The following is a 19456-nucleotide window of genomic DNA, read 5'->3' on the forward strand; positions in this document are numbered from 1 at the left end:
TTAGTCACGCGTCATCCGCTCAATTACACGGTTTGTAATGTTCAAGCTGCTTTTAGCAAAGGCTACGTTGCCAGCTTCAATGACGAGGTCAAAGTCTTCACTGTCAGCAATATCATTCACCACTTGCTGTATTTGACCCAGCACACGGTTTCGCTCTTCGTTACGGCGACGGTTCAACTGCTCTGAAAGTGCTTCGCGGCGCTCTTGGTACTCTTGGAATTGCTGCTGCAATTGCAAGGCAGCTTGCTGGATTTCTTCTTCGCTCATAATGGCTTCATCGCGTTGCAAGCGTTCTTGCTGCTCAGTCATCGATGTTTCCATTTCACGTAAACGCTCAGCGCGCTCTTTAAATTCCATCTCAATGGTTTCAGCAATTTCGCGTGACTGCGGCAACTGTTCAAATACAGCGCGTACGTCGACCACGGCAATTTTAACACCCGCAGATTGAGCGTGTGCTGCTGGTACCGTTGCCATAGCAACTGTCATCGCAAGGGCGAGAGATATTAATAGTGATTTCAAAGCGTCTTCCTCTTTTTCGGTTAATTATAAGTTTAGAACGTTGTTCCGATATTAAATGTAAATGAGTCTTCTAACTCTGGATCCAGCGATTTTATTGGGAAGCCCAAACTGAACGTTAATGCTCCCATGGGCGACAGCCATTGTAAACTCAAACCATAAGAAGCTTGGAAGTTTTTCGGGTCACTGTAATCCCAGAAAGGTACGTCACCTACAAGGTTCAGGTTTTTATATTTATCGTAATCAAATTCCGTGTCCCAGACACTACTAACATCAATAAAGGCACTGGTCCGTATGGTGTTACGAGTTTCTTCTTTAGCAAAAGGCGTTGGGAAAATAAACTCAACACTGGCATTTGCCATGGCATTCCCACCTAACGTACTGCGACGTGCCACTTCTAGCGTGTCAAACTCTGGGCCTAATGCAATTTGAGTTGGATTACCATTGGCATCTGGCGGCCCCTCAATAAAGCTAGCCCGGCGTACTAAACCGCGTGGACCTGTGCGGTTAGGCTCGAAGCCACGTAGTGTGTCTGCACCACCACCATAGAAGTTCTCCCAGAAAGGCAGGGTGTACTCAAAGTCTCCGTCTTTACCATAGCCATTCCCGTAACCGGCGCGGAAACGGAATAATCCAACAAAATTATGGTCTTTATCAAGAGGCTGGTAGTAGCGGAAACGATACTCAGCTCGAAAGTATTGTAAGTCACTTTCGGGCGCAGTTACTTTAAAGCTAAATTGGTTCTCAGTCCCAGCTGTTGGATATACACCGCGGTTTAAGGTAATACGTGTCCACGCAGCTGTTGCATAGAAAGCTTTAAAATTAAGAGCTTCATCCGACGAGCTTTGATCTGTGTACCGCTCATAGAAACTAATTATTTGATCAAACGGGTCTAGCTGGGTAATACCTGTGCTCGAAAAGCCAACACCAAAGTTCAGACGGTTAAACTCATTCACAGGGAAACCTAAGTCTAAACCTAGCCCCCACGACTTTTGGTTATACTGCTGAAGGTTAGCTCGGCCTGCGTCAAACTCGCTGACGGTTAAGTTTCCGCCAAGGCTGACACCGTCATCGGTAAAGTAGTTGTCACGGTATCCTAGTTGTAAGTTTTTCGCGTACCGGTTAGTGTCAATTGTGAAGCTCACACGGTTCCCTGTACCCAAAAAGTTCTCTTGACTCACCGCTGCGTTCACGCTTAAGCCAGCAAAGTCACCATAACCGACACCGGCACTGATGGTCCCGGAGGGTTGCTCTTTCACGTTATAAATAATATCAACCTGATCGTCTTCGCCAGGTACAGGAATCGTTTCTACGTCCACATTCTCAAAGTACCCTAAGCGCTCTAAACGCACTTTGCCGTTTTCCACTAATTGGTCTGAAAGCCATGCGCCTTCAATTTGCCGCATTTCGCGGCGTAGCACTTCGTCTTTCGTAGCATCATTACCTTGAAATTGAATACGGCGAACATAAACGCGCTGACCAGGGTCCACAACAATCGACAGGTTGACGGTTTTGTCTTCATCGTTAATGTCCGGCACGCTGCGCACTTCTGTGTGCGCATAGCCCATACGTCCAAAGTAGCGCTTAATAGCTTCTTCCAACGCGGTGACATCTGCCTGGTTATAACGCTTGCCCTCGATCATTTTGGCAAAGCTTTCTAACCAACCGCGATGCTGCTGTAAGTCACCCACAATCGTGGCTTCGCTTACGTCGTACTGAGCCCCTTCAGTGACGTTTAAGGTTACGTAAATACGCTCAAGCTCTGGAGTAATAGCAACCTGCACCGAGTCCATGGCAAAACGTAAATAACCGTTGTTTAAGTATAAAGACTCAACTTTTTCTAGGTCTCCTACCAACTGTTGCTGCTGGTAGTTGCGTTTAGTGAACACACCCCACCAAGGAACACTGTCTTTTAGTTCCATTTCTTGCAGAATGTCTTCACGACTAAACACCGTGTTACCAATGACGTTGATTTGCGCTATTTCCGCTGCATCACCTTCTTCAAAGTCAAAGCGCAGCTCTACACGGTTTCGCGGTAAATCAATAATGCGCACATCGACTTTGGCATTATATTTACCCACGCTGTGGTAAAACTCTTCAATGCTTTTGGCCAAGCCCGTCGTAACCGTTCTATCGAGTGACTCACCTTCCGCAATACCACTACTTTGCAAGCTATCTAGAAGCTGGTCGTCTTTTAAGTCTTTGTTCCCTTCCAGTTCGATGGCACTAATGGTAGGCCGCTCTCGCACCACCACAATCAATGAGTTGCCTTCTCGCTCCACTCGAATGTCATCAAAGTGGCTAGAGGAATAAAGCTCGCGAATCACATCAGCAATTCGGCTGGAGTCTACTTCGTCTCCGGCACGAACGGGTATGTATGTCAGGGCTGCGCCAAGCGCTACACGCTGTAATCCACGAACACGAATATCGTCTACTACAAATGTATCTGCCGCTGCTATTGTGCTACTTGCACCGAATAAAACAGCGCCTACTACCAACGTTCTCAAAGTCATGAAAAATACGTCTTATTGTCAGAAAATTTAAGGTAATAGTCGATTAATATCATTAAACACTGCGACTATCATCAGCAAAAGTAAGAGCATCAGGCCAATTCTAAAACCAATCTCTTGTATTCGTTCTGGTACGGGCTTACCCCGTACCCATTCCACTATATAAAATAATAAGTGGCCGCCATCGAGCATGGGAATTGGCAATAAATTCAACACCCCTAGGCTCACACTAATGAGCGCCATAAAGCTGAGAAAATAGACCAGACCATAGCTTGCATGGGTGCCCGCACCTTGCGCAATGCCAATAGGCCCACTTAGGTTTTTCACTGCCACGTCGCCGACAATAAGTTTCTTTACCATCGAGAGGCTCAGCCCCATTAACTCCCACGTGCGCTCAACACCGCCAATCAATGCCCCGACAGGTCCATACTGCAAGTGAAACCTATATTCCTCAGGATAAGGAGCAATATGCGGTGCAACACCTAAATACCCTTGGTTATTTAACTCACCTATAATAACGGGTAACGTTATAACTTGGCTATCCCGCTCGACCATTAATCGCATGTTTTCATTCGGGTGTTCTGCGATAAAGCTTCTTATTTGTTCCCAATCTTGCGTGTGAGTTCCATTAAAACCAATTATTTTGTCGTTTACTTGCAGCTGGGCTGCCTCGGCGGGTGAATTTTCAGCAACCCAAGCAACCGTGGTGAGCACTTCTGGTTGGTATACTTGAATACCTAAACTGGCCAAAGTGCTGTCTGTGTCAGGGTCAAAGTTCCACTCTGTTAGGTCAATCACATGCTCGGTTTCAATGCCTTGCTCGGTACGCACTCGCATCAGGGTTGAGGCGTCACCAATGCGTGCCACCAGTTTTAAGTTCACGTCTTGCCAGTCTTGCACCTGACGGCCGTCAAGGGCTACCACTTCGCTACCTGCTTTCAAGCCCGCTTCGGCCGCTAAGCTGTTGGCGTCAATAGCCCCTATCACGGGACGTACCGAAGGCATGCCAATCATAAGCATCAACATAAGTGCGAAAATGGAGAAGATAAAGTTTGCGATGGGGCCGGCAGCCACCACAGCAATACGCTGCCAAACAGGCTTAGCCCGAAAGCTTTGATGGATGGTGCTGTCGTCGGTGGGGTCAACTTCGTGGTCGAGCATGCGCACATAGCCGCCCAGCGGAATAGTGGCTACTTGATACTGAGTGCCGTCTTTACCATGCCACTTAAACAGAGGTTTACCAAAACCAATAGAAAAAGTAAGCACTTTTACACCACACCGCCTGGCAACCCAAAAGTGTCCAAACTCATGGAAGGTAACCACCAAACCAAGGGCTACAATAAAAGCGCCAACCGACCAAATAAAACTTTCCACCTTACCACCTTTGCTGAATAACAGTGGTTGCTGCACGACGGGCTTCTTGGTCGCAGTGCAGAACAGCCTCTAGGCTATCCACTAAGTTGTGAGTCGCTGTTTGTTGTGTCAGCACTTCTTGGCAGACCTGAGCGATGCCTGTAAAGGGTATGCGCTCTTGCAAAAAGGCGGCCACGGCCACTTCGTTAGCAGCGTTTAAGCAAGTGGTTGCCGCTTGTCCTTGCCAGCAAGCATCCATAGCCAATTGCAAACAAGGGTAACGGTCAGCCTCCGGAGCAGCAAAAGTAAGCTCCGTTAGTGCCATAAAGTCGAGTGGAGCTACCCCACTCTCAATGCGCTCTGGATAACTTAATACGTGGGCAATCGGCGTGCGCATATCCGGCGCTCCCAGTTGAGCTATCACCGAACCATCGAGGTATTGCACCATCGAGTGGATGACACTTTGCGGGTGTAAAACCACATCGATTTGCTCAGGCCGACAATTAAAAAGCCAGCGCGCCTCAATATATTCTAAGCCTTTATTAAGCATGGTGGCCGAGTCTACCGAAATTTTGCGTCCCATAGACCAGTTAGGGTGGGCACAGGCAGAATCAGGTGTTTGTTTGGCAAGATCGGCCACAGGCATATGCAAAAAAGGGCCACCCGAACCTGTCAGGAGTATTTTATGAATACCGTACTGCTCAAGTGCGGCTTGGCCAGAAGCCTGTTGTACCGCTTCAGGAAGCGCTTGAAAAATCGCATTGTGTTCGCTGTCTACGGGCAACACCTGAGCACCAGACGCTTGGGCAGCGTCCATAAACAATTGCCCGCTCATTACGAGCGCTTCCTTATTGGCTAACAGCACACGCTTACCGGCTTGCACAGCCGCTAGCGTTGGCAATAAACCTGCGGCCCCAACGATAGCAGCCATAACCACATCGGTTTCTGTCGCTGCTGCGACATCTGCAAGGGCTTGAGGCCCTTCATCTACGGTCACAGTCAGCTGAGCGTTGGCTAAAGCCTGCCGCAGTGCTGCGGCTGCAGCACTGTCCGACATAACAATCAACTCAGGAGTGTGCTTTTCAGCTAAGGCGAGCATGCCTTGCACGTCCGTATGGGCTGTTAGCGCATGCACATGAAAGCGCTCTGGATGACGTGCAACCACGTCTAAGGTACTCAATCCAATGGAGCCTGTCGCACCTAGAATAGTTATACGTTGCGGGTGACTCATAGGGTTCCAACTCTGTACATCATAAATTTAACGTCATACGGGGGTGTGTAAAAGCCACAAGTAACCCAGTAAAAAAACCGGCAGTGCCGAAGTCAGGCTGTCTATGCGGTCAAGTAAACCACCATGGCCAGGTAACAGTGAACCGCTGTCTTTTACGCCTGCGCAGCGTTTAAACATGCTTTCATTTAAGTCGCCAACGGCTGAGAACACCACAGTCAATAAACTCACAATAAAGAAGGCGCTCATATTGTGCGTCGGTATATCCACATAAAAGGCAACACCTAACATCACTAGAAAGGCCAATAGCATACCGCCCAAAAAACCTTCTTTAGTTTTGTTCGGGCTCACTTCAGGCATCAGCTTACGCTTACCAAAGCGCTTGCCGCTGAAATAAGCGCCTACGTCGGCCGCCCATACTAACGCAAAAATAAAGAGCACCATCCAGGAGCCGTAGTATGTATTAAGCTCAAACGCGATAGCCCGCAAGCTCATTAAAGCCGCCCACGCGGGTACCAGCATTAAAATCCCGATAAGCGCAACATAGCCCCGGCTTTTTATCCAAACACAGTGGCTCCGTGGGTAGTTCGACACCAGGACCAAAGAAATGGCCCACCAAACGCCCGCGGCCATTACAGGGTACAAGTAAGCAGCCGCAAGACGCCCCCCTTGCCATATCTGTTCAACCGGAGTCAGGTATAAAATAAGGCCTATAAGTCCAGCCACGACTGCGCAATATAAAAGCCGGCCAGACGTTTTGTGAAAGCCCATGATAGGTGACCATTCCCATGCAGCCATTGTGAGCACGATGAGAGTCACCCAGGCAAACCAATTGAGTGGCAGCAAAAATATTGCGCCTAATGCTAACGGTATAAGAACCGATGCAGTTGCAAGACGTGTTTTTAACAAGAATGAATCCTCATCTTAATCATCTGCCAGCATGTTTTGTCGTTGTTCGCTGGTCAAGCCAAACCGCCGTTCTCTTCTTAAGAAGCTGTCTATCGCTTCAGCAAAGGCGTGGTCGTCGAAGTCAGGCCACAGGGTGTTAGCGAAATAAAATTCTGTATAGGCAATTTGCCAAAGTAGAAAGTTACTTACCCGCATATCACCACCGGTGCGAATGAGTAAATCTATCGGAGCAAGATCAGACATGCAAACTGCACGCCCTAAAGACTCCTCCGTTATATCTTCTGGGTTAATTTCACCTGCCTGCACTTTTTTTGCAAGTTGTTTGCATGCTTGTGTTATGTCCCAGCGGCCTCCATAATTTGCCGCCACATTCAACACCATGGCTGTGTTATGCGCTGTGTCTGCTTCTGCTTTTGCTATGTGCGCTTGTAAACGCCGACTGAAACGAGAGGTGTCGCCAACAACTCGAAGCTGAATGCCATTCTTGTTCAATGAAGGCACTTCTCGTTTCAGCACGTTAACAAATAACTCCATCAGCACGCTTACTTCTGTGCTTGGCCGGCCCCAGTTTTCACTACTGAAGGCGAATAAAGTTAAGGCTTCTATGCCATTTCGACGCGCAAAGGCCACGGCTTGTCGTACTGACTCAGCACCCTGCTTATGGCCAAAGGTACGCCCTTTCCCGCGCTGTTTTGCCCAGCGCCCATTGCCATCCATAATAATAGCAACATGCCGTGGCAGGCCTTCAAGAGGCTGTGTTCCTTGCTTAGGGGTCATAACATTTCGTCTTCAAAAATAAACGCCGTGCAAGTATACCCCACACGGCGTCAGTCTCCAACGAACCAACAGGCAAGCGGTTAAACTTCCATCAGTTCCGTTTCTTTATTTGCCAGAACAGAGTCTATTTTCTGAACCGCTTCGTCCGTTAGCTTTTGTATTGCGTCTTGTGCACGACGTTCTTCATCTTCGGTAATTTCTTTTTCTTTCAAAAGCTCTTTTAAGTCGTTATTCGCGTCGCGGCGTACGTTTCGAACAGCGACACGGCCACCTTCAGCTTCGTTACGCACCACACGAATAAGGTCTTTACGACGCTCTTCCGTTAGCATTGGCAAAGGAACCAAAATACTTGTCCCTGCCGCTACTGGGTTTAAGCCTAAGTCTGAGCCCATAATGGCTTTTTCAACAGCGCCCGTAGAGCTTTTGTCGAATACTGTAAGTGCTAAGGTACGCGAGTCTTGAACCGTAATATTCGCCAACTGCTTTAATGGCGTTGGGGTTCCATAGTAAGGCACCATAATTGAGTCGAGTAGGCTTGGGTGAGCACGGCCTGTGCGCACTTTGGCTAATTGGCCTTCTAGCGACTCAACGCTCTTATTCATTCGTTCTTTGGCATCTGCCAGAATTTCATTAATCACGTTTGTTCCTCTTAAGGCGTCTTAATCGTTGTTTTCCAGACGAGTAATAAGTGTACCTTCATCCTCGCCCATAATCACGGATTTCAATGCGCCTGGTTTGTTCATATTAAAAATTCGGAGTGGCATATTGTGGTCACGCGCCAACGTAAAGGCAGCTAAGTCCATTACTTTTAGCTCTTTACTCAGTACTTCACTGTAGTCGAGCTTATTATAGAGGGTCGCGTCAGGGTTTGTCACAGGATCAGCACTAAACACCCCATCCACTTTGGTTGCTTTAATCACAACGTCCGCTTCAATTTCAATGCCGCGTAAGCACGCTGCTGAGTCTGTCGTGAAGAACGGGTTACCTGTACCCGCAGAGAAGATAACGACCCGGCCCGATTTAAGCAAGCTAATTGCTTCAGCCCAGCTGTAACGGTCACACACACCCGCTAAGTCAATGGCCGACATTAGGCGTGCGTTTACGTAAGCACGGTGCAGCGAGTCACGCATGGCTAAGCCATTCATAACCGTTGCCAGCATTCCCATATGGTCACCTACCACACGGTTCATACCAGCTTTTGCTAACCCTTCCCCACGGAATAAATTGCCACCGCCAATCACAACGCCTACTTGTACCCCTAGCTCAAGAATTTCTTTAATTTCTTGCGCCATTCTGTCCAACACGCGGGCATCAATTCCAAAGGGCTCGTCCCCCATCAGGGCTTCACCACTTAGCTTTAATAAAATACGTCGGTAGGTCGGGTTCGGATTCGTACTCATGTGTTGGATTCCCTATTTTCAGTCAAAAAAAACCGCGCCGACAAAATGTCAGGCGCGGTGTTATTCATAATGGTATAGCGTGTATAACCACGAAGATTAGCCCTTAACAGCAGCTACCTGTGCTTGCACTTCTGCAGCAAAGTCTTCTTCTTTACGCTCAATACCTTCACCTACTTCAAAGCGAGCAAAGGTAACCACGTCAGCGCCTGCTTCTTTCAGCAACTCACCAACTGTTTTGCTTGGGTCTTTCACAAATGGCTGACCTGTTAGGCTGATTTCACCGGTGAATTTCTTCATACGGCCAACAACCATTTTTTCAGCAATTTCTTGTGGCTTACCAGACTGAACAGCGATGTCTACTTGAATAGCACGCTCTTTTTCAATCACCTCAGCATCTACGTCTTCCGGCTTCACGAACTGTGGCGCGCTTGCCGCAACGTGCATTGCGATGTCACGAGCTAGTTCTTCAGTACCACCTGTGATAGCAACAGCTACACCAATACGGTTACCGTGAACATAGGTTGCAACCAGGTCGCCAGCTTCAATTGTCGTTACACGGCGAACGTTCATGTTTTCACCGATTTTGCTCACTAGGTTAGCACGCGTTTCTTCAACTGTGCCTTCGCCAATATTGGTAGCATTAAGCGCTTCAACATTGTTTTCACGGTTAGCAAAAGCAGCAGCAACTACTTTTTCACCGAACGCTAGGAAGCTTTCGTCACGTGCAACGAAGTCAGTTTCACAGTTTAACTCAACTAAAGTACCTACGTTTCCTTCAGCTTTTGTTAAAACAACACCTTCAGCGGCAATACGACCAGCTTTTTTAGCTGCTTGTGCTTGACCACTCTTACGCATGTTTTCAATTGCTAATTCCATGTCGCCATTAGCTTCTTGAAGCGCTTTTTTACAATCCATCATGCCTGCGCCAGTACGCTCGCGCAGTTCTTTTACCATTGCAGCGGTAATTGCCATGATCCAGTCCTCAATACGTCAGAATTCTTGAAACAAGCCCAGCGTGCTTTCACACTGGGCCACGAACTCGCTATAAAACCAAGCGGTTTTTATTCAGCGCTTGGCTCTGCGTCTTCTGCAGGCGCTTCTACGAAGTCGTCTGCTTCACTTACTTCAGCACCACCTTTTTGGCGACCCGCTGAAATAGCAGAAGCGGCAGCATTCAAGTACAGCTGAACAGCGCGGATAGCGTCGTCATTCCCTGGGATTACGTAGTCTACGCCATCTGGGTTTGAGTTCGTATCAACAACAGCAATAACAGGAATACCTAGGTTGTTTGCTTCTTTAATCGCAATGTGTTCGTGATCAGCATCGATAACGAACAGAGCGTCTGGCAAACCACCCATGTCTTTAATACCACCAAGGCTTTTTTCTAGCTTTTCCATTTCACGCGTTAACGTTAACGCTTCTTTCTTGGTTAGCTTTTCAAAAGTACCGTCTTGGCTTTGCGTTTCTAAGTCTTTTAAACGCTTGATCGACTGACGAACTGTTTTCCAGTTCGTTAACATACCACCTAACCAACGGTGTTGAACGTAGAACTGACCACATGCTTTCGCAGCAGTTTGTACTTGTTCAGAAGCAGCACGCTTAGTACCAACAAAAAGTACTTTACCGTTGTTTGAACCAATGTGACCTAAGAAGTCCAATGCCTTGTTCATCATTGGCACTGTGGTTTCAAGGTTGATGATATGAATCTTGTTTCGTGCGCCAAAAATGAACGGCTTCATTTTTGGGTTCCAGAAGCGAGTTTGGTGACCGAAGTGAACACCAGCTTTGAGCATGTCACGCATAGACACGTTTGCCATAATAGTTTCCTTTTAGGGGTTAGGCCTCCATATACCCCATGCCGCGACTCATTAAAGAGCACCCCGCAGAATGTGTCGGTATATGTGTGTTAATTTAAGTTAATGTACTTGCGGGTTCTAGTACGAGACCAAGAACCTAAAACAAGCGGCGCGATTTATACCATGAATGACGGGTAAAAACAAGCAGGATGCGTAATAGAAGTGAATCTGCTAAACTGCCCTGCATTCATTATTCCCCTCTGTTTATAAAGAAAGGTAGTACATGGCAGCCATTATTAAAACCGCCGAAGAAATTGAAAAAATGCGCATTGCAGGCCAACTCGCCGCAGACGTATTAGACATGATAACCCCCTATGTTAAAGCTGGGGTCACCACCGACGAATTAAACACCATTTGTCACGACTATATTGTTGCCCATGACGCCTACCCTGCTCCCTTAAACTATCATGGGTTTCCAAAGTCTATTTGCACCTCGGTCAACCACTGTGTGTGTCACGGTATACCCGACAACAAAAAGCTAAAAGACGGCGACATTATTAATATCGACGTGACCGTATTAAAAGACGGCTACCACGGCGACACCAGTAAAATGTTCATTGTGGGCGAAGGGTCTATTCTAGCCAACCGCTTGGTTAAAGTAACGCAAGAAGCCCTATACCGCGCAATAAAAATGGTGAAGCCAGGTGTGCGCTTAGGCGACATCGGTGCCGACATTCAAAAGTATGGTGAAAGCTTTGGCTACTCCATTGTGCGCGAGTACTGTGGCCATGGTATTGGTGCTGAGTTCCACGAAGAGCCGCAGGTGCTGCACTATGGCACGCCCGGCACAGGTGTTGAACTGCAAGCAGGCATGTGCTTTACCATTGAGCCTATGATTAACGCCGGTAAGCCGCATACCAAGTTACTCCGCGACAACTGGACGGTTCTAACCAAAGACCGCAGCTTAAGCGCCCAGTGGGAACACACACTGCTTGTCACAGAAAACGGTGTTGAGGTATTAACCTTGCGTAGCGACGAAGACTTACCTCGCATTATAGAGCACGCTTAACCCCATGGCTGCAAGCGCGCTTCCCAGCTTCCAACCAGACTGGCCAGCCCAGGTTCACTCATCTGGGCCCTGGCGCGCTCAGCTAAACGCATACAATCAGTGGGCTAACGAACTCTTTGCAACGGCCGAAATAGACGCTCTGCTTAGCAGCCGTTCGCATTTTTTTGACCAGTTACTGACTCAACTATGGCAGGCCTTTGGTTTAGACCAAACAGACCTTGCGCTCGTTGCGATTGGCGGATACGGCCGTGGCATAGTGCACCCAGCCTCCGACATTGACTTGTTGCTGTTGTTTCACACCCCGCTTAATACAGAACAAGAGCACAGCGTCAGTGCGTTTATTACCTTTTTATGGGACTTACGCATTGACCTAGGTCACTCTGTTCGTAGCGTTGCCGACTGCATGTTACAGGCCGCCGCAGACATTACCATTGCCACCAGTTTAATTGAGAACCGGCATATTACGGGCGAAGCCACATTAACGAAAGCGCTGAACCTCGCTTTAACCACAGAATTTCCATGGCAAAGTCGTGACTTTTATCAAGCCAAATGTGAAGAGCAGCGTCAACGACATCAAAAGTACCACAGCAGTTCGTACAACTTAGAGCCAAACATTAAGCTTTCACCGGGTGGTTTACGCGACATTCAAACCATCCACTGGATAGCCAAGCAACACTTTAAAACCAGGCGCGACGAAAGCTTAGTGGAATATAACTATATAACCGCTGAAGAGTTTGTGGAGCTACGTGAGTACCAGAGTTTTCTCTGGCGCATTCGGTACGCTTTGCATGAAGTTGCAGGCAAAAACGAAAACCGTTTGTTATTCGACTACCAGCCGGAAATAGCGCAGCGCCTTGGCTTTGGCGGAACCGATAAGCGGGCCGTAGAGCGTATGATGAAAAGCTACTTCCAAGTGGTGCTGAAAGTAGGCGAGCTCAACCAAATGTTGCTGCAGTTTTTTGAGCAAGCCATTTTGGGACCTGTCGACATTCATGAACCAGAGCCACTCAGTGACGACTTTGCTTTGAACCAGCACCTTATTATGGTTCGCAATGACCATGCCTTTGCTAAGCCAGAGCAACTGATGCGCTTTTTTGTTTTTATCGCCAAAGACAAACGCATTAAGGGCATTCATTCCCATAGTATTCGTTTACTTCGAAATGCTCGGGCTAATCTCACTGCGCCATTATCTGAAAATGCAGAATGCCGTACTTTATTTCGTAAGCTACTGGCACACCCGACCGGATTTGGCCGTGCCTTTGCCTTGATGCACAGACACGGCATTATGGCCTGTTATTTAAAGGCTTGGGCCAACATTGTAGGGCAAATGCAATTTGATTTGTTTCACGCCTACACGGTCGACGAGCATACCTACCGTTTAATTCGTAATTTATATCGTTTCACCCTGCCAGCGCACACGGACGAGTTTCCTTTAGCCAGTGACATTGTGCAGCAACTTGAACGCCCAGAGCTGTTATTTTTAGCGGGCATTTTTCACGATATTGCTAAAGGGCGTGGTGGTGATCACTCCGAGTTAGGCGCCGTCGACGCCTATCACTTTTGTATTCAACACGACTACAGTGAAGTGGACGCTGAGTTAGTGGCTTGGCTGGTAAAACAGCATTTACTGATGTCGTTAACCGCACAAAAGCGGGATATTTACGACCCAGAGGTTATTCAAGCTTTTGCCCGTGAGGTGAAAACAAAGCAGCGCTTGCAACTTCTATATTGCCTTACCGTGGCCGACATTCGTGCTACTAACAGTAACTTGTGGAATAACTGGAAAGCCAGCTTACTGGAAGAACTGTACCGAGCGACAGAAGACACATTACAGAACGACGGTGAAAGCACTCTAACGCTACGCCAGCGTATACAAGAAAATAAGCAAGTCGCGCTGGCTTTATTGTTGAGCGCTGGCTTCGACGCCATCGAAGTGCAGCAGTTGTGGGCTCGGTTTACTGCTGACTATTTTTCACGCCATACGCCGGAACAAATTTCTTGGCATAGCCAGCATTTAATTCATGTCAAAGAACGCCAACTGCCTTTAATATTAATTGGCGATGAGAACAACCAAGGCACCACAGAAATATTTATTTATCACCTGGAAGAGAATCATTTGTTTGCAAATGTAGCCGCCGTACTCGACGCTCAGCATTTAAGTATTCACGACGCAAAAATACTGAACACGCGGGACGGCTATGTCATGGACACCTTCATTGTACTTGAGCGAGACAGTTCTCCCCTGTACGATCAGCACCGCATTGAAGAAGTTCGTCAGCACTTACATGATGTACTGCGCAAGCGCCGCTCACCGCCACGACAGCAGCGGGGCCTGTCGCGCCGCATGAAAAACTTCCAGGTCACCACGCAACTGACCTTTTTACCGCAAAAAAATGAACGAAAAACCACTTTTGAACTGGTTACCCTCGATAGGCCCGGCTTAATAGCGCGGGTCACTCGCGTGTTTATCCAGCAACAGTTAAACTTGATGGCCGCTAAAATAACCACGGTGGGCGAACAAGCAGAAGACTTATTTATAGTCTGTAATGCCCAGCAAAAAGCATTAACCGAAACAGAGCGGGAAGCGCTCCGTGACGCCATCGTGAAAGAACTAGACCATTAACCCAAGAACCATAAGTTAAAGAACTAAAAAGGACCCTGTTACATGAGCTCTTTACAGCAAACCATTGAGGCTGCGTTTGAGCAACGCCTTGAATTCTCTCCCCAGTCTGCCCCCGTTGACGTTCGTGACGCTGTGCAGCAAGTGCTTAAGCAACTCGACAGCGGCGCCTTACGTGTGGCCGAAAAGCAAAACGGTGAATGGGTAGTTCACCAATGGGTGAAAAAGGCCGTGTTGCTTTCGTTCCGTTTAAACGACAACGAATTAATGCCAGGCGCAGAAACGAACTTTTACGACAAAGTGCCCAGCAAGTATGCGCATTACACCACGGAAGACTTCCAGCAGGATGGCGTGCGCATCGTGCCCCCGGCCATGGTGCGCCAAGGCAGTTACGTAGGCCCCAACGTTGTGGTTATGCCCAGTTACATAAACCTAGGTGCATACGTAGACGAAGGCAGCATGGTGGACACCTGGGCCACTGTGGGCTCCTGTGCTCAAATTGGAAAGAACGTACACTTGTCCGGTGGTGTCGGTATTGGCGGTGTATTAGAGCCACTGCAAGCCAACCCAACGATTATTGAAGACAACTGCTTTATTGGAGCGCGCTCTGAAATTGTTGAAGGCGTGATTGTAGAAGAAGGCGCGGTTATTTCGATGGGCGTGTACATTAGCCAAAGCACCCGTATTTACGACCGTGAAACAGGCGAAATACACTATGGCCGCGTACCGGCAGGCTCTGTTGTAGTACCAGGCGCTATTCCGGCAAAAGACGGCAGCCACTCTTTGTATGCTGCTATTATTGTCAAGAAAGTAGACGCCCAAACCCGCGCTAAAGTGGGTGTCAACGAGCTGCTTCGCAACGTCGAATAAGCTTAATCAAACACCCGTGTAAAGCTTTCTGGTATCGCCCGTTCCAAGTGAACGGGCTTTTTTGTTACCGGGTGAATAAAGCGAAGCTCTGTTGCTGCGAGTAATAGCCGATGGCATTGAAAGTGTTCACGAAAAAAGACGTTGTGACGGCCGTCTCCATGGCGGGTGTCGCCAACAATGGGATGCCGCAAGTGTGCTAAATGACGCCGTAACTGATGCTTTCTGCCTGTTTCTGGCTGAAGCTTAAGTAAGGAGTAACGCGTTGTGGGATATTTCTTGCTCACTTGAAAAGGCAGTTCCACACAAGCTAAACGTTCAAAGTTCGTAATGGCCGTTTGGGCAGGCTTTTCTTGGTTGGCTTGCTTGTCGGCTATTTTGTCGAGTTCTTCTTTTAGCGGGTAATCAATACGCCCTTGCTCAGGCGCATAACCACGCACCACCGCATGGTAGCTACGGCGAATCTGACCCGCTTGGAACTGGTTTTGAATGGCAGCAGCCACTTCAGCCGACAATGCAAACAGCAGCAGGCCCGACGTAGGCCTGTCCAGCCGGTGCACAGGAAACACATGCTGGCCAAGCTGATCGCGCAACATTTGCATGGCAAACCAGCGCTCTCGCCGCGCTAAATAAGACCTGTGAACCAGCAACCCTGCTGGTTTTTCTATCACCACCAGGTCGGCATCTGCGTACACTATGTCTAAAGGGCCAAAGGGGTTTTCTACTTGCTCTGGCGCTTCATGTGTTTGCTTATTTGTGCAGTTCATCGAGTGCTCGTAGTGTTAAAATAAGCGCCCGACGCTCACCCCATTTCCCCCGCCAGCTTTCTTCTGCCATCGGGCTAACCGCAAAGCCTTTTGGTAAGGCGATGTTGTTGTGAATGCGGTGCTCAAACTCTGGGATCATGATAAACTGTAACCATTGATGAAATTCAAGGGTATCTACCGCAAAGGGCTCCGTGCTTTTTAATAATTCAGGTGAGGGAGGGGTTCCTTCCCATAGGTCAAGTGCTTGAAGCTGTTCACGCAACTGTGTCAGCAGCTGCATTGTTTCTTTTACCGCCACCACGGACTCCTATCGTGTTTCTAAATGTTCCCTATTGTAAGCAAAAACCATGCGCTTGGGTATGAACGATTCCCAAGACCACTAAAGAAGAGAGTAAGAGCCCCATGACCAGCATAGCAACCCTCACGGAATTTTTAGAAGCAAGTGGTGTAGAATGGCGTGTGCACGACTTGTCGCGAAGAGTGACTGCGCTTTCTCCAGAGTTGTTACGTGCTGTGGAATTAGGTCAGCGCCCTTTCCCTACGCCCCGTCAGCAAAAAGCTTGGCTTGCTATTACCTTTTGGCAGACCACGCCTTATATCTGGTTTGTTGCTCTGCCTTTAGACGAGCGCGGTGCGTTTCAACACGCGGCAATGCAACACTTTATGAGTATTATTGTGGAGGCACTTGGCGAAACGCCTACAGCCGACGTTACGGAGTCGCAAGAAGAGTTACTGAAGCAAAACCCATATATATTCCAACCCGACGAAGCCCGCCGGGCTGCCTTTCACGCGGCTATTTCAATACAACTCGAGCAGCCACCTTCTATTCACTTTGAACATGCAGAGGCCTTTTTCTCCGGTAAAAGCGACATAGACTGGCAATTACTTGGCGTGCAAGGCATTCACGACATGGCCCAACGCAGCCTTACAGCACCGGCTGTACAGCAATTTATTTACCAAGGCTTTCTCGACTTCCCAGAGCCATTACAAGAAGCCTTATGCCTAGCACTTGAACAGGTTGCCCTACCCTCTTCGCTGCAAAGCAATCTGTTAACGCTGCGAACCAAGCTTTCAACGGTCAGCCAACAACAAAAGCTGTTACGGTGTGTTTCTGCCCGTGCCAATGAACCCTCGACCCGCCAATGGATTCGCCAGTTATTGCAAGAACCACAAGGGAGCCAGGCTGAACAGCAAGAACTCTATCTTATAATGGCTGCACGCTGCTGGGCTGCTTTTAACGACGTCGAGCTGTTAACCCTTTATTTTACGCAGGTTGCCACGTTAAGTACTGAGCTATTTATTCAGCTTTACCGCGAGCTCGTTGCTATTGCAGAGCTGCGCCCATTTTGCTTAGGTTTACTTTATCAAGCAGACGTACAACCCGTTCTTCAAGAAGCCTTTACAGCCCTTAAACAGTCGGTAGCAAGGAACAAACATGTTTAACTTATATGACGTGCTTGTCCTGTTTGTTTTTATAGGTATTTGCGCAGCTTTCTGGCAATGGCGTCAGCAAGACGAAACCGCCCGAACCTATGCCCAGCACCTATGTAAAAAGCATGAGTTGCAATTGCTCGACATTGCTAGGAAGTCTGGCCGGCCTAGCTGGCAAAATGGATTAGGCTGGCTCGCTCGGTATGAATTTGGCTTTTCCAGCGACCGGGAAAAGCGCTACGAAGCCAGCTTGACTCTTTTTAATCTTCGGTTGCAAGAGCACCATATTCCCCCGCACCGGACCCCTAACGAGCCTGCCCCGCAAGCGAGCGCTACTGAAACTTATTCCAGCATGAGTTATGGCCCTTCAAAGAAGGGCTAATGACTTGTCCACGCCTGCTTAGCTGCGTCACTACGTTTGCCTGTTACAGCGTATACGAGTGCGTCTTTAAACATCACCCAATCACCCATAAGGCTATACAAGGGGTACTTGAAGGTTGCAGGCTTATTTCGCTCAAATAAAAAGTGCCCCGCCCAAGCAAAGCCATAGCCAATGACGGGCATGCTTAATAACCACCATGCGCTACCACCAAGTACGACGTACGCGACCACACATAAAATCAAACTGCTGCCAATATAGTGCAACATTCGGCACGTTTTATTGGAGTGCTCTTTCAAATAGTAAGGGTAAAACTCCCGAAAGCTTTGGAAGTCCATAACCACTCCTTCAGTTGGTGTTTTTAATTCCACTCTAAGCAGGCTCAACTCGCTCTAAAAAAGAAGCTAAGTCACTGGCAAGTAGCTCATGCGGCTCTTTGCCAACATACTCCAAGCCGACACTGCCCGTTTCGTTGTTCACGGTTAAAATCAGGTCTTCTTCTGTACCCACCCCAATAAACAAAGTTATTGGCTGCTTTAACCTTTGCTTCATCATGACATGGCCAATTAAATTTTGCTGTAACCGTTCGGCGTCCTCTGGCAATTGCACTTGCAATAACGTAAAGGTGTGCCCTTGAAACACAACATCGAGGTCGCCCGCCCAGTAACAGCTAAAAAACGCCTTTACACTTCCATGCAGCGGCACCTGTAGCGCCTGTTCAACATGACTAAAGTCTGTTGCCGGAACTTGTTCCACGGCGTGCCAGGCAATAAAACCTTCCACTGGTGCGCCCACATAACAAGGCGCCTGCCATCCGTCCACATATTCGGTCGTCGGTTGCTGCCCCATGCTTTTATAATACCCTGCATAGGCACGGTGTGCCTGCGTTAATGCAGCTTTTACTTCATTCATAGCCAATCCTTGTTATTATGCGCTTCTATAGTCTCATTCTAGATGTAGGACAACCGAATGCCAACCAATAAGCCTATGGACCAACTGTCTCTTGGCAAAGCAACTGAGTATCCCCAGCACTACAACCCTCAGCTATTGCAAGCTGTACCACGAAGCTTGAATCGCGAGCAGCTTGGGTTAACAAACCAAGCCTTACCTTTTCAAGGCGTCGATATATGGACGGCCTATGAAGTATCTTGGTTAAACACCAAAGGGTTACCCCAAGTAGCCATAGCAGAAGTTGAAGTACCAGCAGACAGCCCATACTTAATAGAATCGAAGTCGTTTAAGTTATATTTAAATAGCTTAAATCAGCATGCAATCGCTGACAAAAATATGCTGCAGACCCTGCTTGAGAAAGATTTAAGCCACTGTGCCGGCGAACCCGTGCAGGTGCGGCTGTATGCTCTGGCAGAGTATGCAGCAAAAGGCGTGCATACGCCGCAAGGGCATTGTATTGATCAGCAGGACATTCAAATAGAGCATTTTCATTACAACCCCACTGTATTAGCAATCGAGTCGCAACAAGTCGTCACGGAAAGTCTTTATAGTGACTTATTGAAGTCGAATTGTTTAATTACCGAACAGCCCGACTGGGGCACTCTTCATATCGAGTACTCAGGCCCACAAATAAACCGAGAGAGTTTATTACGCTATATTGTGGGTTTTCGAAATCATAACGAATTTCACGAGCAATGCGTTGAGCGCATATATATGGATATGATGACTCATTTACATCCGCTTTTGTTAACAGTGCAAGCTCGTTATACACGGCGTGGAGGGCTTGATATCAACCCGTTACGAACAAATTTTAAAAAAAGTAACACTTTATCTCGTACCGTTCGTCAATAGCTGTTAGCTTATAGTTATGCAGTTAGGTCTC

At 48.0% G+C, this 19456-nt stretch carries 20 protein-coding genes; 6 read left to right on the top strand and 14 right to left on the bottom strand.

From position 1 onward, the window contains the following. The 10 genes from CWE15_RS04010 to rpsB form a co-directional block, all read right to left on the bottom strand. The gene (locus tag CWE15_RS04010; RefSeq protein WP_126756753.1) at window positions 1–519 is read right to left on the bottom strand and encodes an OmpH/Skp family outer membrane protein; all 519 of its coding nucleotides are present in this window, start codon (window positions 517–519) and stop codon (window positions 1–3) included. Window positions 520–551: 32 nt separating this feature from the next. Then, entirely contained in the window at window positions 552–3029 is a 2478-nt protein-coding gene (bamA, locus tag CWE15_RS04015; protein ID WP_126756754.1) for an outer membrane protein assembly factor BamA, read from the bottom strand. A 27-nt stretch (window positions 3030–3056) separates the two neighbouring features. Continuing rightward, complete coding sequence (rseP, locus tag CWE15_RS04020; protein WP_126756755.1) at window positions 3057–4400, bottom strand: sigma E protease regulator RseP; 1344 nt, start codon at window positions 4398–4400, stop codon at window positions 3057–3059. Window position 4401: 1 nt separating this feature from the next. Next, window positions 4402–5610, bottom strand: coding sequence for a 1-deoxy-D-xylulose-5-phosphate reductoisomerase (gene ispC / locus CWE15_RS04025; protein ID WP_126756756.1), 1209 nt, complete (start codon window positions 5608–5610; stop codon window positions 4402–4404). A gap of 33 nt (window positions 5611–5643) precedes the next feature. Then, window positions 5644–6516, bottom strand: a complete 873-nt coding sequence (locus tag CWE15_RS04030; RefSeq protein ID WP_126756757.1) for a phosphatidate cytidylyltransferase — start codon at window positions 6514–6516, stop codon at window positions 5644–5646. A gap of 15 nt (window positions 6517–6531) precedes the next feature. Continuing rightward, a complete protein-coding gene (gene uppS, locus CWE15_RS04035; RefSeq protein ID WP_126756758.1) occupies window positions 6532–7293 on the bottom strand; it encodes a polyprenyl diphosphate synthase in 762 nt (253 codons plus the stop codon). Between the two features lie 80 nt (window positions 7294–7373). After that, window positions 7374–7931, bottom strand: coding sequence for a ribosome recycling factor (gene frr / locus CWE15_RS04040; RefSeq protein ID WP_126756759.1), 558 nt, complete (start codon window positions 7929–7931; stop codon window positions 7374–7376). A 21-nt stretch (window positions 7932–7952) separates the two neighbouring features. Further along, the gene (pyrH, locus tag CWE15_RS04045) at window positions 7953–8693 is read right to left on the bottom strand and encodes a UMP kinase (protein ID WP_126756760.1); all 741 of its coding nucleotides are present in this window, start codon (window positions 8691–8693) and stop codon (window positions 7953–7955) included. A gap of 96 nt (window positions 8694–8789) precedes the next feature. Beyond that, the gene (gene tsf / locus CWE15_RS04050; RefSeq protein WP_126756761.1) at window positions 8790–9665 is read right to left on the bottom strand and encodes a translation elongation factor Ts; all 876 of its coding nucleotides are present in this window, start codon (window positions 9663–9665) and stop codon (window positions 8790–8792) included. An 89-nt stretch (window positions 9666–9754) separates the two neighbouring features. Then, window positions 9755–10510 (bottom strand): 30S ribosomal protein S2, encoded by a 756-nt coding sequence (gene rpsB, locus CWE15_RS04055; protein WP_126756762.1) that lies wholly within the window; start codon window positions 10508–10510, stop codon window positions 9755–9757. A gap of 262 nt (window positions 10511–10772) precedes the next feature. On the opposite strand from rpsB, the gene map reads away from it, so the two are divergent. From map to dapD, 3 genes are read left to right on the top strand one after another with little or no spacing between them, the layout of a single operon-like run. Beyond that, a complete protein-coding gene (gene map / locus CWE15_RS04060) occupies window positions 10773–11558 on the top strand; it encodes a type I methionyl aminopeptidase (protein ID WP_126756763.1) in 786 nt (261 codons plus the stop codon). 4 nt (window positions 11559–11562) lie between these two features. Continuing rightward, on the top strand, window positions 11563–14181 hold the full coding sequence (glnD, locus tag CWE15_RS04065) for a [protein-PII] uridylyltransferase (RefSeq protein WP_126756764.1): 2619 nt from the start codon (window positions 11563–11565) through the stop codon (window positions 14179–14181). Between the two features lie 42 nt (window positions 14182–14223). Continuing rightward, a complete protein-coding gene (dapD, locus tag CWE15_RS04070) occupies window positions 14224–15048 on the top strand; it encodes a 2,3,4,5-tetrahydropyridine-2,6-dicarboxylate N-succinyltransferase (RefSeq protein ID WP_126756765.1) in 825 nt (274 codons plus the stop codon). 2 nt (window positions 15049–15050) lie between these two features. On the opposite strand, the gene truC is transcribed toward dapD, so the two are convergent. Continuing rightward, on the bottom strand, window positions 15051–15812 hold the full coding sequence (truC, locus tag CWE15_RS04075) for a tRNA pseudouridine(65) synthase TruC (RefSeq protein ID WP_126756766.1): 762 nt from the start codon (window positions 15810–15812) through the stop codon (window positions 15051–15053). Next, window positions 15796–16110 carry a YqcC family protein gene (locus tag CWE15_RS04080; protein WP_126756767.1) on the bottom strand — a complete coding sequence of 105 codons (315 nt, stop codon included), beginning with the start codon at window positions 16108–16110 and terminating at the stop codon, window positions 15796–15798. Before CWE15_RS04080 ends, truC begins: the two co-directional genes overlap by 17 nt. A 104-nt stretch (window positions 16111–16214) precedes the next feature. On the opposite strand from CWE15_RS04080, the gene CWE15_RS04085 reads away from it, so the two are divergent. Then, the gene (locus CWE15_RS04085; protein ID WP_126756768.1) at window positions 16215–17255 is read left to right on the top strand and encodes a DUF3549 family protein; all 1041 of its coding nucleotides are present in this window, start codon (window positions 16215–16217) and stop codon (window positions 17253–17255) included. Continuing rightward, window positions 17248–17625 carry a DUF3301 domain-containing protein gene (locus tag CWE15_RS04090; RefSeq protein ID WP_126756769.1) on the top strand — a complete coding sequence of 126 codons (378 nt, stop codon included), beginning with the start codon at window positions 17248–17250 and terminating at the stop codon, window positions 17623–17625. Before CWE15_RS04085 ends, CWE15_RS04090 begins: the two co-directional genes overlap by 8 nt. On the opposite strand, the gene CWE15_RS04095 is transcribed toward CWE15_RS04090, so the two are convergent. Then, window positions 17622–17960: an Mpo1-like protein gene (locus CWE15_RS04095; RefSeq protein WP_126756770.1), complete on the bottom strand. Its 339-nt coding sequence runs from the start codon at window positions 17958–17960 to the stop codon at window positions 17622–17624. The two genes, CWE15_RS04090 and CWE15_RS04095, sit on opposite strands and share 4 nt — an antisense overlap. A gap of 34 nt (window positions 17961–17994) precedes the next feature. Beyond that, window positions 17995–18534, bottom strand: coding sequence for a SecY-interacting protein (gene syd, locus CWE15_RS04100; protein WP_126756771.1), 540 nt, complete (start codon window positions 18532–18534; stop codon window positions 17995–17997). Between the two features lie 57 nt (window positions 18535–18591). Here syd and queF point away from each other — a divergent pair, with 57 nt between their 5' ends. Next, window positions 18592–19425, top strand: coding sequence for an NADPH-dependent 7-cyano-7-deazaguanine reductase QueF (gene queF, locus CWE15_RS04105; protein ID WP_126756772.1), 834 nt, complete (start codon window positions 18592–18594; stop codon window positions 19423–19425). Window positions 19426–19456: the final 31 nt, after the last annotated feature.

Origin of the sequence: Aliidiomarina taiwanensis (assembly GCF_003987015.1) — a bacterium.
GTDB lineage: Bacteria > Pseudomonadota > Gammaproteobacteria > Enterobacterales > Alteromonadaceae > Aliidiomarina > Aliidiomarina taiwanensis.